The following is a 15683-nucleotide window of genomic DNA, read 5'->3' as shown; positions in this document are numbered from 1 at the left end:
TTGGTTATAGGCATTATTTTCTGGGCATTGGAGGCTCTAAAACTGTTGCTTTGCTTTAATTAAAAGTTGGTAATCGTCGATTCCATCGTTTTCGATAAGAGGCGTTGCAATATCTACATGCACTACGCTACCTACGCGGACTTTACTGGAACTGAATCGCAATCCGATACCTGCATCCGCCAGCATTGGATTGTCTTGTGCTCCGGGGCCATCCCAGGCTTTACCGGCTTCAATAAACGCTACCGCCCCAACCCTGACCAGGTTAAACCAGTGCCAATCGGAGTAATATCGACGTTCAATTGTCGATATAAAGCGCTTTTTACCTCGTTGGAATGAGGTCGGGTAACCGCGCATTCCGACAATACCACCCACAGTAAGCTCCTCATGCTGAAGCAAATCCTGCCCCACATCGTAACTAATACTGCCGTACCATCGGTTTTTATAATTCTGCATTAAATTGTAAGAAACTTGTGACGACCAGATCGCACTGTCAGCCCCATCAGAATCAAGATGGTCACGCCCATCCACCCCCAACTGAACGGCTAACAGATGCTTGTCATCGACGCTGTAAATGTGCTGATACTGACCAATGTAACGAACAGCATCCCCATGATTGGATAGATCTGCCTCGCCATAACCAACACGAAAACCGAATGTTATCCCTAAAGGCACATCTTCAGTGCGCTGTATTTGATTGAGGTTACGGAACACGGCGTACTTATCTTCCAGATACTGGTATTCCAGCCACGGGTAACTCATCCGGCGGCTGTCAGGAACACCTAAATCCGTAGTGTTTTCGTTGGCGTAGAAGGTATCTTCTTCAACGGTATACCCCCCAATCAAGCGTTGAGTCGCTGTAGGCGTTATGCTTAAGCTATGACCATAAAATATTTCTTGATTGATGTTTTGGTGCTGATATTCGTTAATTTCTTCATCATTAGAGCGAATAATCTCAGCCTCGGTAACATCTTGATAATGGCCACCGGCGGACCAGGGAATATGGCGTGAATAAAACGGACGTTGCAGCTCGAAGATAACATTTTCGCCGTCGGAATTATCCGCATAGGCTATACGCGTAGCCCAGCGGCTATCGAGCAGATGATCCGTACTGAGCGAGTAACGAACGCCTTTACGCTCTTCGTCTTGTTCATAACCGATTGAAAAGCTGGTTCCCGTGCCCAGAATATTGTCGTCACTAATACCAATACCCGTTGAAGAATCACCACCACTATGGCTAAACGAGCCCTCAATTTCCAATGACCAGCTGTCACGGGTGACGACAACCAAGTCCACGGTATCCTGGCAAATTTTCTCCGGGACGATAAAAGCCCCTGCAAAATAATCCCGGCTGCGCAATAAGCGCTCGGTTTCATGAACGACATCTGGATCTAGGGTATCGCCTGCCGCAAAAAGAATTTGCGACGACACTACGTATTCTTTCGTGTTGATGTGTAAGCGATTCAAAAACCGATAAAGAGAGTTATTTTCGTCTGGGTTTGTCTCGTCAAACACCCCCACTCGCATATACCGAATATTGCGTATAACCTTGCCACTAAGATCGTCAATATCCGATGTATCTAAACGGTTACTATCGCGGAAACGCGACAAAGCCGACTGCTCATAATCGAACAGATAGCACGTATCATCTTTGTTCGGCTCTGCCCCTAGTGTAAAAAGTGAGCAACCTGATAATACTGCTGCCAATCCTAATCCAATGACCCTGTTATTCATATAATGTAACCGCACTTTGCGGCTGGGTAACTCCATAGCTGAATGAACGAATAGTATTAAGCAATGCAACTAGCTTGCCACGCATTGATACAAAATACCATGCTCCTAAACTGGTACCGTAAAACTTTGTAATAACGGCTGTAAGCATTCGCTAATGGTGATGGTGGTGGTGCGATTCGGGGGCAGTTTCAGATGCAGGAGAGTGATCACTCGAGGGAGCATGATGATGGCTGTGGCCGCTTCCTAACGCACCATAAGCCGTCCAAGCTGAGAAAATGATCAGCAACAGAGCAGCCGCAATACGAACATAACGTGCCCGCATCAGGCGCATGATGGGTGCAGCGGCCAGGGCCACAAGCACTACGGCCGGCAAGGTTCCAACCCCAAAGGCCAACATAAAACTGGCACCCGCTGCACTGTTCGGTTGCAGCATGGCGTAGGCTAAAGCGGTATACACTAACCCACAGGGTAGCCAACCCCATATAACGCCAAGTAACAGCGCACGGCCTGGAGTTCGCACCGGCAGCAAGCGCTGTCCCCAGGGCTGTAGGAGGCGCCACAACCCCCCGCCTAAGGCTTCTAAGCGAGTTAAGCCGCGCCACCAATCCAATAAATACAACGCCATTGCAAAAAGTAAAAAAGCCGCGGCCAATCGCAGCCACATACCGGCCCCCATGGTAGTCAGCTGTTCACCCGCCAAAGCCACCAAGGCACCCATTAGGCTATAGCTGGCTATACGGCCCAGGTTATAACTGAAAACAATGAAAGCCCGACGTGCAGCAGAAACCTCGCCGACCGCCAAGGTTAAAGCCCCCATAATACCGCCACACATACCCACACAGTGGCTGCTACTGAAAAACCCTAACAGCACTCCAGTGACAATACTTAATGGTTCAGTCACGTCCAACTTGATCCTTTATGGAAGCTTTAGTCTTTTTATCATCAGGGCTGGGTTTGGGTTGAGGGTGGCGCTCATCATCAAACAGAATCCGATGAGCTTCGGTATCTAAATTATCGTACTGCCCAGAATTAATGGCCCAAAAAAACGCACGTATGGCAATGGCTACAAAAATAAGAGCAATGGGAATAAGAAAAAATAAACTATCCACAACCAAACTCCGGTTTACCGAGAAAGGCGCAAAGCATTAACCACCACCACCAGCGAACTGGTTGTCATGCCCAGCGCTGCGGCCCATGGCGCGATCAACCCGGCCGCCGCCAAAGGCAGTGCAAGCAAGTTATAAAGCAGCGATAGCCCCAGGTTTTGTCGTACCACCGTAGCTGTTCGTTTTGCCCTGCGAAGCGCCATAGGTAAAGGTTCAAGACTGTCAGACAACAACAGCGCATCGGCATGAGTTTGCGCCAGATCCGACGCTCTGGCCATAGCCAGGGACACATCAGCGGCCGAAAGCACTGGTACGTCATTAATGCCATCCCCGACCATCAGTACTTTATCACCTGCGCGCTGTCGCTGGCCCAGGTGCGACAGTTTGCCATCTGGCGTCGCCCCCGCACGAAATTCACTAATGCCCAGCAAGCGCGCAACTCTCGCCACATTCGCCTCAGCATCACCACTCAGCAGTTCCACGTTAATTCCTTGTTGCTGCAAGCGAGACACCACATCGGAAGCTTCGGGGCGAATAGGATCGGCTAAGCCGATCCAGGCCAACGGGCCTTTGCTGTCTGCCAATAGCAGCCATAAACAATCGCCAGAGGGGGCGCTGACACCGCTGTCGATGGTATCTGGGCGCCCCAATTGATAGCGCTCTCCCTCAACATACCCACTCACCCCGCGGCCCGTATTCTGTTTGATGGAGTCAGCCACACACTGGCCTCGCCACGAAGAAAAAGCACTGGCAATAGGGTGGGCACTGCCCTCTTCTAAGGCGGCGGCAATCGCCAAACACTTAGATTCCTGAGCACCATCGCACAGTACAATACAGTCCTCTACAGAGAGATGCCCACTGGTCAGGGTACCGGTTTTATCAAAAATCACCCTGTCAATCTGCTCCAGACTCTCCAGCACATGACCTCGGGTCATCAATACCCCCTGGCGACGTAGGTACTCTGTAGATGTCGTTAACGCTGTGGGCATGGCAAGCGCCAGGGCGCAAGGACACGTGACCACCAGTACCGACAACGCGATCCAAAGCGCTCGAGTGGGCTCAGTGCTATGCCAATACCAGTACACAACCGCGCACACCAACAGCACCGTGGCCACAAAATACCGAGCGACACGGTCGGCGATCAAAGCCCGTCTAGGCTTGTCTTTTTGCGCGCGGTCAATCAAACGCTCAATGGATGACAATCGAGTGTCGGTACCCAGAGCCGTTACCTCAAACTCCAGGGGGCTATCGATATTGCCACTGCCGGCGATGACGAAATCTCCAGGCTTTTTTTCCACCGGGCGGGATTCACCAGTCAGCAACGACTCATCAGTGCAGCTACTACCCGAACGCACAATGCCATCGGCACAAAAGCTTTGCCCCGCACTAACCCTTACCCGATCTCCAATGTGCAGCAACCGCACCGGAACTTGTTGCCATATTCCGTCATTTAGCCTTTCCGCCACCGGCGGTAGCAGCTGCGCAACGTTTGCGAGCCCAATACGACTGCGTGTGCGGGAGCGTAACTCCAGATAGCGCCCCACCAGCAGAAAAAAAACAAACATGGCAATGGATTCAAAATAAACATCGCCCACCCCTTTTAATGTTGCCCAGCAGCTGGCGCCGTAGCCGAGGCCAATGGCCAAGGCGACGGGGACATCCATCACCAGGCTTCCGCTTTTAATACTGCGCCAAGCGTTGTTAAAGAACGGCCAAGCACTGTAAAACACCACCGGTGTAGCCAACAGTAAGCTCAGCCAGCGCAATAAGTTCTGCCACTCATCCACCGCGCCCGTATACAGCCCAACCGCCACCATGCCGGCTTGCATCATGCCAAACCCAGCGACCCCCAAGCGCAATAAAGCGCGGCGATTTTCGCGGGCGTCAAGCTGCGCTTGTTGTTCATCGGTGGCAGGGCGCGGTTGGTAGCCGATCGCGGCGAGCTTGCTCATCAAGTCGCTCAGCTTAATTTTTGAGGGATCGTAAACCAGCTGCGCCCGATAACTGGTGACATTCACCCGCACCGACTCCACTCCGGGCAAAGGCTGCAAGTGTTTTTCAATCAGCCAGCTGCACGCAGCGCACGAAATACCCTCCAGCAATAAGCTGGCTTGGTGGCGACTTTCATGCAGAGGAAGAACAAACTCTTCCTGAATCTCAGGAAGGTCATAAATAGAAAAATCACGCCCGTTCTCTCCGGGCCTGTCGCTGAGCTCACTACGATATTGGTAAAACTGTTGAAGCCCACCGTTGACAATGGCAGAAGCCACGGCCTGGCAACCGGGACAACACATATAGCGTATCTCGCCATCGATATCGACAGGGTATTCTGCCCGCTTCGGTAATGGTAACCCGCAATGATAGCAACCAGACACCTCAGAAGAACCCGCGCTCATGAATTAAGGCACCGCAGGTGAGAGCGTCCACTGTTCCCTTTGATCAAAATTAATTTCTCCCCGCAGGCGCCAGGGTGAGTCGGTGCGCCCCTCATCGGCGCTACCTGGAACCAATGTCACATACCATTGATGTTCAAAGCCAGGGCTGTCGGCACGATAACCTGTAGCACTGACTTTTTTCAGCAGTACCCGGGCATCCATAGACTCTTCAAAGGGGTGATCTAACCATAACGTTAATTCTTCCGGCGCAGGGATCACCGGTGAATGGAGTTCAACCTCAACCCGACCTTCAGCACTATCCCAGCTAAGCTGAGCTTGCAGCTGCCAGTTGGCAGCCCGTTTGTCTTGCTCCAGGCTCTGGTTAATCATGCGTCCCTGTTTATAGTAATTATCAATAACCGTATCATCCGCGTGGCGCACCGCGACGGTGACGAAGCTTAATGACACTATCACTACAACTATCAATGGTGTGAGAACAAACCAGGCCCAGGGTTCACGGTACCAGGGGTTGGCAGAGCGATCTTGCATGAGGTTAGTGGTCTCTCAGTTGTGGGCCAATAAACGAGGTATCGTGCTCCGTCACAAGCTCAGGATTATCCTTGGCTTGTAAGGTAAAAGTCACGCTGGTTTTCACCTCGGTAAGCTGGTTGCGCTCAACGGCAACTCGTACCGGCATGGTAAAAACTTCACCGGAATTAACGGTGATAGGTCGAAAACCTTCGACACGAAAATCAAAGTCGCCGTCTACCTCCAATTGATACTGATGCGGCTTAGCGTCCATGTTGTTAATTTTAACAGTGTACACATTTTGGACATCTTTACCGCTGATGCGATACATTCGGACACCGCGATCCCTCAGAACCTCCATACCTAAAGCGGTACGGGTGGACAGGTTGTAAACGAAAACGCTGATCATAACCAGCAAGACCACTAAGTAACCAATAAAACGTGGCCTAAAAACATGTGTTTTACCGTGTTTAATATTGTCTTCGGTGGTAAAACGAATCAAACCGCGCGGGTAGTTCATTTTATCCATCACGGTATTGCATGCATCGACACATAAGCCGCAATCGATGCACTCTGACTGCATGCCATCGCGGATATCAATATCCACAGGGCACACCTGTACGCACCATGAGCAATCAATACAGTCGCCTTTACCGGCCGCCTTGTAATCCTCATTCGGTTTGCGTGGACCACGTTTCTCTCCGCGCACATAGTCGTAAAATACTGTGAGCGTATCGCGGTCATACATCACGGCCTGAAATCGGGCGTAGGGGCACATGTATTTACACACCTGCTGGCGCATAAATCCGGCATTGGTAAAGGTAGCTGCGGTAAAAAATAGCACCCAGAAAGCGGCAGCAAGTGAAGCATCCAAGGTTAACAAGCCGAGTATGAGCTCCCGGATAGGTACGAAATACCCCACAAAGGTCAGGGCGGTCACCAGGGCGATGACCAACCATAAGGTGTAAGTGCTTAATTTGCGAACAAACTTGTTGAAACTCATAGGGGCCGCATCAAGGCGGATACGCTTGTTACGATCCCCCTGACATAAGTATTCAACCCAAATATACATTTGCGTCCATACCGTTTGCGGGCAGGTAAAGCCACACCAGACTCGCCCCACTAACACAGTAACAGTAAACAACATAAAGGCAGCAATAATGAGCAGCCAGGCAAGATACATCCCATCCTGAGGCCAAAACGTGGTCCATAAAATATGGAATTTACGCTCAGGTAGATCGAAAAGCATGGCCGGACGCCCGTCAATCACCAACCAGGGCATCAATAGAAAACCTGCAATTAATGGCAGGCCCGTATAGCGGCGAAGCTTTTGGTAGAAACCGGTAATACGGCGGGTGTAAACCTTATCTTCCGCCTCATAGAGATTAACGTAACGAATGCCCTCTTGGGGTTCGTCGGAAGCAGGATCATGACTCACAGAACACCTCGATGTGAGTAAAGTGTGGCAGGCGCCGGGTTACCCCGGCGCGGGTAGAGATTACTCTTGCTCGTCGTAAGGTAAAGACAAGCTGTACACATAAGCCGCTAGCAGGTGAATACGGCTTTCCTTTAACAGCTCTTGTTGCGCAGGCATTACACCATTACGACCTAGACGTAATGTTTGACGAATATCAGCTGGCTCACCGCCGTACAGCCAAATATCGTCCGTTAGGTTAGGAGCGCCCATGGCTTGCACGCCTTCACCATCCGCTCCATGACAAGCAACACAGTTCTGTTTGAAATGTGTGGCACCTGCAGCGGCTAATTCGGCATCATGCTCACGCCCTGAAAGGCTTAAAACGTATTCAGCGGTTTCATGAACCCCGTCTTCACCCAAAATTGAGGCCCAGGGCGGCATTACACCTTTGCGCCCGAGGGTAATCGTTTGCTTAATGGTGGCGGGATTCCCACCGTATAGCCAGTCGTTGTCTGTCAGGTTCGGGAACCCATGATTACCGCCCCCGTCTGCACCGTGGCACACGGCACAGTTGTTTGCGAACAGACGCAATCCCATTTTCATGGCCTCGGGATCACGTGCTAACTCTTCAATCGGCATGGCATTGTATTTACCGAATTGCTCAGAATAGAGTGCATCAGCTTTTTGTTGTTGCTGGGCCAGCTGTTTTTCCTGAGTCCAACCCGCCAGACCTTCAAACGAACCCAGCCCTGGGTATATCGCTAAGTAACCGCCGGCAAATACAAAAGTAGCGATAAACATCTTGAACCACCAGCGTGGTAGAGGGTTATCGTACTCCTCAATGCCGTCGTAAACGTGTCCTGTGGTACGGTTTTCGGGTGACTCATCATCCCTTACCGCCACCTTGCGATTGGCCAGCAAAACCCACAACACCAAAACTAAGTTGGTGAGGGTCAGGCCGATAATCCAAAGGCTCCAAAAAGTACTCATAGTTAATTCCGCCTTGCTACATCATCGGTCGATGGAGTGTCTTTTTCTGCTTGTTGTTTTTGTCCGTTTTGCTCATCGGCAAACGGCAGGTTAGCGTCTTCTTCAAAACGTTTCTTGCGCTTTGGAGCAAACGCCCACCAGCACACCGCCGCAAATGCAACGGCCACTAATACAGTGCTAATAGCGCCCAGTGTGCCCTTGTCCACTTAGCGCTTCTCCTTCAACAGCGTACCTAGCTGTTGCAGATAAGCCACCAGAGCGTCCATTTCGGTCACACCTCGGACTTTATCTCCTGCGCCCTCGATATCTTCATCTGTGTAAGGGACACCCACCTTGCGCAAACCACGCATTTTGGACTCTGTATGCTTGCCATCCAGGGTGTTGTCATACAACCAAGGGAACGCAGGCATATTGGATTCAGGCACAACAATACGCGGATTGAACAAATGCACTTTGTGCCAATCGTCCGAGTAACGCCCACCTACACGCGCCAAATCAGGCCCGGTACGCTTGGAGCCCCATAGAAAGGGGTGTTCGTATACACTTTCACCGGCGACAGAATAGTGGCCGTAACGCTCTACCTCAGCACGTAATGGGCGCACCATCTGGGTGTGGCATACATGACAACCTTCGCGGATATAAATATCCCGCCCTTCTAGCTCCAGAGGCCCTAGGGGCTTCAAACCCGCAACTGGTTCAGTAGTCTCTTTCAGGAAAAATTGCGGAACTATCTCTACCAACCCACCAAAACTAATGGCAACGATCACCAGTACAGTCATCAAGCCAATATTTTTTTCGACGATATCGTGATTCTTCATTTCTCTACTCCCTATACCGTCTGTGGCTCAGCATCGGCTTGCGCGTCTTGCTGTTTAGGTGCCTTGGCCGTGCAGTAAGCGTTGTAAGCCATAAGCACCATACCGGTCAGGAAGAAGGCACCACCGAGGAAGCGAACAAAATAGCCTGGGTAGCTCGCCTGCACTGCTTCCACGAAGCTGTAGGTCAAGGTGCCATCGTCGTTAAAGGCGCGCCACATCAAACCCTGCATAATACCGTTTACCCACATAGAGGCGATGTACAACACCGTGCCTATGGTGGCGAGCCAGAAATGGACGTTAATCCATTTCACGCTGTACATCTCTTTGCGGCCAAACAAAATGGGCAACAAATGATAAACAGCACCGATAGAGATCATCGCCACCCAGCCCAAGGCACCAGAGTGCACGTGACCGATGGTCCAATCAGTGTTGTGGCTCAGAGCATTAACGGTTTTGATCGACATCATCGGACCTTCAAAGGTCGACATGCCGTAGAACGACAGAGACACCACCAAAAAGCGCAGAGTGGGGTCAGTGCGAAGCTTATGCCAGGCCCCTGACAAGGTCATGATCCCGTTGATCATACCGCCCCAGCTGGGCGCCAACAAAATCAGTGACATCACCATACCCAAGCTCTGTGCCCAGTCCGGCAATGCTGAGTAATGCAGGTGGTGAGCACCGGCCCAAATGTAGATAGAAATCAAGGCCCAAAAGTGCACAATAGAAAGCTGATAGGAATACACCGGACGATCAGCCTGCTTGGGCACAAAATAGTACATCATGCCCAAAAAGCCTGCGGTCAAGAAAAAACCCACCGCATTGTGGCCATACCACCATTGCACCATGGCATCGGCAGCACCCGCGTAGGCGGAATATGATTTAAACCATGAAACAGGAATAGCGGCACTGTTAACGATGTGCAGCACGGCCACGGTCAAAATAAAACCGCCGTAAAACCAGTTAGCCACATAAATGTGCGAGGTTTTGCGCTTTACAATAGTGCCAAAAAATACGGCCGCATAAGACACCCAGACAATGGCAATTAAGATGTCAATGGGCCACTCTAGTTCGGCGTACTCTTTTGCAGAGGTCAGCCCCAGAGGCAGTGTAATTGCCGCAAGCACAATCACCAGCTGCCACCCCCAGAAAGTGAAAGGCACCAACCAGCCGCCCCACAATTTAGTCTGGCACGTACGCTGAACCACATAATAAGACGTGCCGAAAAGCGCACAGCCACCAAACGCAAAGATCACCGCATTGGTATGCAGCGGACGCAGACGGCCAAAATGGGTGTAAGGCTGAAAAATATCATTCAGCTGAGGCCAGACAAGCTGAGCCGCGATTAGCACGCCAACCCCCATGCCGACGATGCCCCAGACAATGGTCATGATTGCGAACTGACGCACGACCTTATAGTCGTACACCGGGTGGTCGCCCGCCGCAACTAGGTTACTACTCATAGGATCTTCCCTATTTTTGGCAAAACACAATTGTAAGTGAATGTAGTTATTTGAAATGCACTTTGGCCCCGGTGACATTCTGTGCCACCCGAGCCAAGCAGTATTTGATTTTCATCAAATATAGTACAAAAGCCGGAGCCGCATACCGGCGAGGTATCTACTGGCAAATGGTCGAGGTGATTTCGCCTCGACCTTAAGATTGCTACAGTAAATTACGGCCTTTACTGGCAGCAATACGCATACGTAAAGCGTTCAGCTTGATAAATCCTTCGGCGTCTTTTTGATCATAAGCACCGGCATCGTCTTCAAAAGTTGCGACTTTTTCGTCAAAAAGACTGTCTGCAGAGCGACGGCCCACCACATGCACGGCACCTTTGTACAATTTCACTCGTACATCACCGTTCACCGGCTCTTGAGTTTCATCAATAGCGGTTTGCAGCATTTTACGCTCAGGGCTCCACCAGTAACCGTTGTAAATCACCTCGGCGTACTTAGGCATCAAACTGTCTTTCAGGTGAGCCACTTCACGGTCCAAGGTAATAGATTCTATGGCGCGGTGTGCCTTCAGAATGATGGTACCCCCAGGCGTTTCATAACAGCCGCGGGATTTCATGCCCACATAGCGGTTTTCTACAATATCCAAACGCCCAATACCGTTATCGCCGCCCAGCTTGTTGAGCTTTTCCAGTACAGTGGCGGGGCTCATGCGCTCACCGTCGATGGCAACAATATCGCCCTTCTCGAACGTCAAGTCGATGTAGGTTGGGGTATCCGGCGCCGCCTCAGGGGAAACGCTCCAGCGCCACATATCTTCTTCGGCTTCGGTCCAGGGGTCTTCCAGCACACCACCTTCGTAGGAGATATGCAGCAAATTGGCGTCCATGGAATAAGGCGATTTTTTCTTCTTGGAAGAGAAGTCCACCGGAATATTGTGTTGTTCGCAGTAGGCCATTAAGGTTTCACGAGAGGTTAATTCCCATTCACGCCACGGCGCAATGACCTGAATACCGGGTTTAAGCGCATAGGCACCCAATTCAAATCGCACTTGGTCGTTACCCTTACCGGTTGCCCCATGTGCAATAGCGTCGGCACCAGTTTCATTGGCAATTTCAATCAACCGCTTGGCGATCAAAGGGCGGGCAATAGAGGTACCCAGAAGGTACTCACCCTCGTAAATAGTATTCGCGCGAAACATGGGGAAAACGAAATCGCGTACAAACTCTTCGCGCAGGTCATCAATATAGATCTCTTTGACGCCCAAAGCCTCAGCTTTGGCTCGCGCGGGCTCCACTTCTTCGCCTTGACCAATATCGGCAGTGAATGTCACCACTTCGCAGTTGTAGGTTTCCTGCAGCCATTTAACGATCACCGAAGTGTCCAGACCGCCGGAATAAGCCAGCACAACTTTATTGATGGACGACATACTCTGCTCCTAATTGACTCGATTTTCACCCATTGTAGAGCACCAGAAAAGGTGCGGCGAAATTGTACCCGCAATCGCAGTCAATTCCCACACCAAATGTTACCGGATTACACAGATAAACCTTCAGAGCTTACCCTGTGGATAAGATCAAGCCCCCGCCTTCGACAGCAACTGCTCTGCAAAACCCTGCAATTCATCGAGCAACAGCTCTTGGGCTTGCGTCAGCTCGCCGCTTTGCCGCAGCTGGGCAAGCAGTGCATCGAAATCGGTCTTGATTAAAGATGCGCCCGCCGTCGAGTCGGTTAACCGGCGGTAACAAAACCGGCGCCAGCGCTCCTGCTCATCGGCGGTTAACGTTTGCGGGAAATTTCGCGCCCGATAACGAAACAGCAACTCAGGCAGGCGGCCATCCTGAAAATCGAATGGTTCGGCTAAAGCCTTCGGAGGTGACTGGCGAACCTTGCGCATCAAAGCTCTGTCGTGATCTGAAAAAAAACCTTCGTACAGCATCTGCTCAGGATCTGTACGAGGCTCAAACTGACTGAGTTGATACAATTGGCCAAGTTTATTTCGCAGGGCCTCAAGTTCTGTAACCGACAACTGATAAAAGCGCTGCCAATGCCTTTCACAGGCGTCGCGATCAATGCGCAAACGGGAGGCGGCGGCATCATCGAGCGCGGTCAAAGGCAACAACATTGGGCTTTTATTAAGATGGATCTCTTTCAATGCCAGGCGCTCTACCCCCTCCGGCAGATCGTTGCTGGCCACAAAGAGACGCTCAGCCAGCTTCTCAGGCTCAAGGGTCAATAACACCTCAGGGTCAGCGCTCAAATTATAGGCGATCACACTGTTTTTATTTTGCGGATGCCAGGCCAGGGGCACCACCAAAGCCGCATTGCCCTGGGCTGCTGGAAAGCGAGAGGAAATGTGCAGCACGGGCTTTAAACCATCCACATCCAACTGCCCTGCGACAAACCGTTTGTTACGCAACTTTAACGCATAATCAAACAACTTCGGCTGCGCAGATTTTAACCGCCGAGCAAGCGCGATGGTGGCGTAAACATCACTTAACGCATCATGCGCAGCACCATGCTCAAGATTATTGGCGGCGGTCAGTGCTTCGAGCTTAAAACAGGGAGTACCATCTTCGTAATCGGGCCACTGGATACCTTCCGGGCGCAAAGCGCGGGCCATCCGCATCACATCAATCAAGTCCCAGCGTGAGTTACCCGTTTTCCACTCACGCTCATAGGGATCATAGAAGTTGCGATACAAGTTGTAGCGAGTTACTTCATCGTCAAAGCGAATAGAGTTATAACCCACGCCACAAGTGCCGGGGGCCCCCAGTTCAGCGACTATTTTCCCCATAAACTCTGCCTCGCACAGCCCGTGTTCTTGCACCCTTTGCGGGCTTAATCCCGTGACGAGGCACGCGGCAGGCTTGGGCAGCAGGTCCTGCGGAGGCCGGCAGTAAATCATTAAAGGTTCACCAATAACATTCAGCTCGGCGTCGGTGCGCACACCGGCAAACTGAGAGGGACGATCAATGGCCGGCACCTCGCCCCAGGTTTCGTAGTCATGCCAATAAAAGCTGAAAGAGCCAGCGGCCATGTTATTTATCTCCTTTGGGGGGAATTCAGGTTTTCCGCCACTGTATCACCACGCCGCATTGAAATATAATTGCGCGACGAAAACAGCCGGGAGAAATTCATGTCGAATCTAGATCACCTATTCAAACAAAACGCCGAATGGGCGGAACGTATTAAATCTGAAGACCCTGAGTTTTTTGCCAAACTGTCCGAACAACAAACCCCTGAATACTTATGGATTGGCTGCTCTGACAGTCGCGTACCAGCCAACCAAATTGTCGATTTAATGCCAGGCGACGTATTCGTTCATCGCAACGTCGCCAACTTGGTCGTTCACACCGACCTTAACTGCCTCTCCGTTATGCAGTTTGCCGTTGAAGTCCTGAAGGTAAAGCACATTATGGTGACTGGCCACTACGGCTGCGGTGGTGTTAAAGCGTCAATGCAGAACCAACAGGTAGGTCTTGTCGACTACTGGATTCGCAATATTCGCGACGTTTACTACACCCACCAGGATGAGCTGGAAGCTATCGGCGATGAAGAGAAGCGCCTGGAACGCTTGGTTGAGCTGAACGTGATGCAGCAGGTGGCCAATGTCTCTCACACCAACATTGTGCAAAACGCCTGGGCACGAGGCCAGGAGCTTACCCTGCACGGCTGGTGCTACAGCATTAAGGACGGCATTATTCGCAACTTGATGAATTCAATTACCGGCCCTGAAGACCTGAGCGAAAGATACCGCTTGATTTAACCGAGTAAAGGGCGCGAAAGCGCCCCCTACCTCAGAAAGACTCACGAGCGTAAAAGCCTTTTTCAAAAAACCAGCGATTACGATCAAAGACCAGCTGCTCGGTCTCAGCATCATAAACATCCTGATACTTTTTATGCTTACTGACATTCTCAAAAGGAAGCTTATACCCCTCACTTAAATACGGGCTCATATAAGTTTCGATATCTGCATTCAAGTTTTCGAACTTCAGTACCGTCAAATTATCAGGCAAGGTACCGTTTAACGAGAAATACAAATTCAAGCGAGGGGGATTCATGCCAAAAAAAGGCGCCCGCTTCAAATACTCTTTGTAATCATGCTCGAGGGCAATCTTTTGGGCCGGCCCTCTATCCTGAGGTAAATCTTTGCGCAGATAAGCGTAACGAGACAGCTCCAGATCATAGGGATTACGCATCACCGCAAAAATACGCTCAAAACCGTACAGGTCCATATTCCGATAAGTAAAAAATGACTGAGCGTCAACCAATGTCTCATGCCGACGCCCGGGCAAATAAGCGACTCGGCCTTCCCGCTTTTGCTCATACGGTCCAGTTACAAAAACTTGTCCTTCCAATGACTGAACAAGCATTTTCGTCATACTCATACCAGCCGTTTTCGGCGTATGAATAAATAAAACTTTGTTATTCCAAATCACAGATTAAACCACCACGTTAAGAGCACTTTAACAGCGCTTTGTCTAATTTTTCATTTGCCAGCTGATAGACTTGCAGATCATCCTGATTTGCGTCTAAAAGCCTACTAAAAACAGGCGTGGCCAACTCACCTTCTATCGAAGCCAATCGCTGTTTCAAATTATTCTTGCGACCTGCTGTGGCATTTTGCCATGTTTCCTCAAGCTCTATGTCAGCATCAAGCACAGATTCGCGTTTCAACCAGGCCTGAAGCACCGCCAACGATTCTGAGAACCTGTCCACCACCCCAACAAAAGGTAATGCGTGAATAGCTTTGGTGGCTCGCTCAAGATCTGGGCCGTGCTTTTCACCGTACATAAAGGCCAGCTTCTGCGCGTGAAAGTTTCTACACTGCCGATCTAAGGCAATATCCAGCCGTGCAGCCAAATAACCGGAAAAACTGCATTGTTTTGCCAAGCTTGAACCAAAATCATCGCCCTCACGACGACGTTCAAATTCGTAAACAGAAGCAACTCTGTCCAGAGGGTGTCGCACAAAAATTATGGGCAGCACTTTTTTCAAAATAAACCTTGGCGGCGGCATATAGGCGGTATGAGAAGAAAAATAAACGCAATCTTTCTGCTCAGCAACCCACGACCTCACAGCGGCTCGATTACCTTTGAGATCGCTCGGAAATTCACGCTCCTGAAACGAATCACCAGGAAATAAGGGGCGAAAGATAGAATCCAACGAGGTGCCTGCATTTTTGAACAAATGATAGTGAAAAATTACTTTTCTCATCTATAGCCTTTCGTACACCTGCAAACACAAGGTTCATTCACGCC

The 15683-nt window shown here is 50.6% G+C and carries 15 protein-coding genes; 1 reads left to right on the top strand and 14 read right to left on the bottom strand.

All coding sequences use genetic code 11. The features are described 5' to 3' along the window. Positions 1–36 precede the first annotated feature (36 nt). The 12 genes from D568_RS0104665 to sbcB form a co-directional block, all read right to left on the bottom strand. Entirely contained in the window at positions 37–1704 is a 1668-nt protein-coding gene (locus D568_RS0104665; protein WP_157497616.1) for a BamA/TamA family outer membrane protein, read from the bottom strand. A gap of 178 nt (positions 1705–1882) precedes the next feature. Next, positions 1883–2632 carry a sulfite exporter TauE/SafE family protein gene (locus tag D568_RS19290; RefSeq protein WP_020208416.1) on the bottom strand — a complete coding sequence of 250 codons (750 nt, stop codon included), beginning with the start codon at positions 2630–2632 and terminating at the stop codon, positions 1883–1885. Further along, positions 2625–2840, bottom strand: a complete 216-nt coding sequence (gene ccoS / locus D568_RS0104655; protein WP_020208415.1) for a cbb3-type cytochrome oxidase assembly protein CcoS — start codon at positions 2838–2840, stop codon at positions 2625–2627. The genes D568_RS19290 and ccoS overlap by 8 nt, the downstream gene beginning before the upstream one ends. A gap of 14 nt (positions 2841–2854) precedes the next feature. Further along, positions 2855–5233 carry a heavy metal translocating P-type ATPase gene (locus D568_RS0104650; RefSeq protein WP_026286851.1) on the bottom strand — a complete coding sequence of 793 codons (2379 nt, stop codon included), beginning with the start codon at positions 5231–5233 and terminating at the stop codon, positions 2855–2857. Positions 5234–5236: 3 nt separating this feature from the next. Further along, complete coding sequence (locus tag D568_RS0104645; protein ID WP_020208413.1) at positions 5237–5761, bottom strand: FixH family protein; 525 nt, start codon at positions 5759–5761, stop codon at positions 5237–5239. 4 nt (positions 5762–5765) lie between these two features. Beyond that, entirely contained in the window at positions 5766–7178 is a 1413-nt protein-coding gene (ccoG, locus tag D568_RS0104640) for a cytochrome c oxidase accessory protein CcoG (RefSeq protein WP_020208412.1), read from the bottom strand. Positions 7179–7238: 60 nt separating this feature from the next. Then, on the bottom strand, positions 7239–8147 hold the full coding sequence (ccoP, locus tag D568_RS0104635; protein ID WP_020208411.1) for a cytochrome-c oxidase, cbb3-type subunit III: 909 nt from the start codon (positions 8145–8147) through the stop codon (positions 7239–7241). Positions 8148–8149: 2 nt separating this feature from the next. Continuing rightward, the gene (locus D568_RS0104630; RefSeq protein WP_020208410.1) at positions 8150–8353 is read right to left on the bottom strand and encodes a CcoQ/FixQ family Cbb3-type cytochrome c oxidase assembly chaperone; all 204 of its coding nucleotides are present in this window, start codon (positions 8351–8353) and stop codon (positions 8150–8152) included. Next, a complete protein-coding gene (gene ccoO / locus D568_RS0104625) occupies positions 8354–8965 on the bottom strand; it encodes a cytochrome-c oxidase, cbb3-type subunit II (RefSeq protein ID WP_020208409.1) in 612 nt (203 codons plus the stop codon). Between the two features lie 11 nt (positions 8966–8976). Beyond that, the gene (gene ccoN / locus D568_RS0104620; protein ID WP_020208408.1) at positions 8977–10425 is read right to left on the bottom strand and encodes a cytochrome-c oxidase, cbb3-type subunit I; all 1449 of its coding nucleotides are present in this window, start codon (positions 10423–10425) and stop codon (positions 8977–8979) included. Positions 10426–10627: 202 nt separating this feature from the next. Continuing rightward, positions 10628–11848 (bottom strand): argininosuccinate synthase, encoded by a 1221-nt coding sequence (locus D568_RS0104615; RefSeq protein ID WP_020208407.1) that lies wholly within the window; start codon positions 11846–11848, stop codon positions 10628–10630. A 147-nt stretch (positions 11849–11995) separates the two neighbouring features. Next, positions 11996–13459 (bottom strand): exodeoxyribonuclease I, encoded by a 1464-nt coding sequence (gene sbcB, locus D568_RS0104610; protein WP_020208406.1) that lies wholly within the window; start codon positions 13457–13459, stop codon positions 11996–11998. 99 nt (positions 13460–13558) lie between these two features. Between sbcB and can the strand changes: the two genes are divergently transcribed. Further along, positions 13559–14188, top strand: coding sequence for a carbonate dehydratase (can, locus tag D568_RS0104605; protein WP_020208405.1), 630 nt, complete (start codon positions 13559–13561; stop codon positions 14186–14188). A gap of 31 nt (positions 14189–14219) precedes the next feature. Here can and D568_RS0104600 read toward each other — a convergent pair whose 3' ends face one another. Both D568_RS0104600 and D568_RS0104595 read right to left on the bottom strand, forming a co-directional pair. Next, positions 14220–14804 (bottom strand): hypothetical protein, encoded by a 585-nt coding sequence (locus D568_RS0104600; RefSeq protein ID WP_040516057.1) that lies wholly within the window; start codon positions 14802–14804, stop codon positions 14220–14222. A gap of 73 nt (positions 14805–14877) precedes the next feature. After that, complete coding sequence (locus D568_RS0104595) at positions 14878–15639, bottom strand: sulfotransferase family 2 domain-containing protein (RefSeq protein WP_020208403.1); 762 nt, start codon at positions 15637–15639, stop codon at positions 14878–14880. Between the last annotated feature and the right edge of the window lie 44 nt (positions 15640–15683).

It is taken from the genome of Gilvimarinus chinensis DSM 19667, from assembly GCF_000377745.1.
Classification (GTDB): Bacteria; Pseudomonadota; Gammaproteobacteria; order Pseudomonadales; family Cellvibrionaceae; genus Gilvimarinus; species Gilvimarinus chinensis.
This window is presented reverse-complemented; position numbering and strand designations above follow the sequence as displayed.

Bases quoted from the DNA above. Each gene is read 5' to 3' on its own strand.
- D568_RS0104650 (WP_026286851.1), bottom strand. From the start codon at position 5,233: ATGAGCGCGGGTTCTTCTGAGGTGTCTGGTTGCTATCATTGCGGGTTA.
- D568_RS0104645 (WP_020208413.1), bottom strand. From the start codon at position 5,761: ATGCAAGATCGCTCTGCCAACCCCTGGTACCGTGAACCCTGGGCCTGG.
- ccoP (WP_020208411.1), bottom strand. From the start codon at position 8,147: ATGAGTACTTTTTGGAGCCTTTGGATTATCGGCCTGACCCTCACCAAC.
- ccoO (WP_020208409.1), bottom strand. From the start codon at position 8,965: ATGAAGAATCACGATATCGTCGAAAAAAATATTGGCTTGATGACTGTA.
- ccoN (WP_020208408.1), bottom strand. From the start codon at position 10,425: ATGAGTAGTAACCTAGTTGCGGCGGGCGACCACCCGGTGTACGACTAT.
- D568_RS0104615 (WP_020208407.1), bottom strand. From the start codon at position 11,848: ATGTCGTCCATCAATAAAGTTGTGCTGGCTTATTCCGGCGGTCTGGAC.
- sbcB (WP_020208406.1), bottom strand. From the start codon at position 13,459: ATGGCCGCTGGCTCTTTCAGCTTTTATTGGCATGACTACGAAACCTGG.
- can (WP_020208405.1), top strand. From the start codon at position 13,559: ATGTCGAATCTAGATCACCTATTCAAACAAAACGCCGAATGGGCGGAA.
- D568_RS0104600 (WP_040516057.1), bottom strand. From the start codon at position 14,804: ATGACGAAAATGCTTGTTCAGTCATTGGAAGGACAAGTTTTTGTAACT.
- D568_RS0104595 (WP_020208403.1), bottom strand. From the start codon at position 15,639: ATGAGAAAAGTAATTTTTCACTATCATTTGTTCAAAAATGCAGGCACC.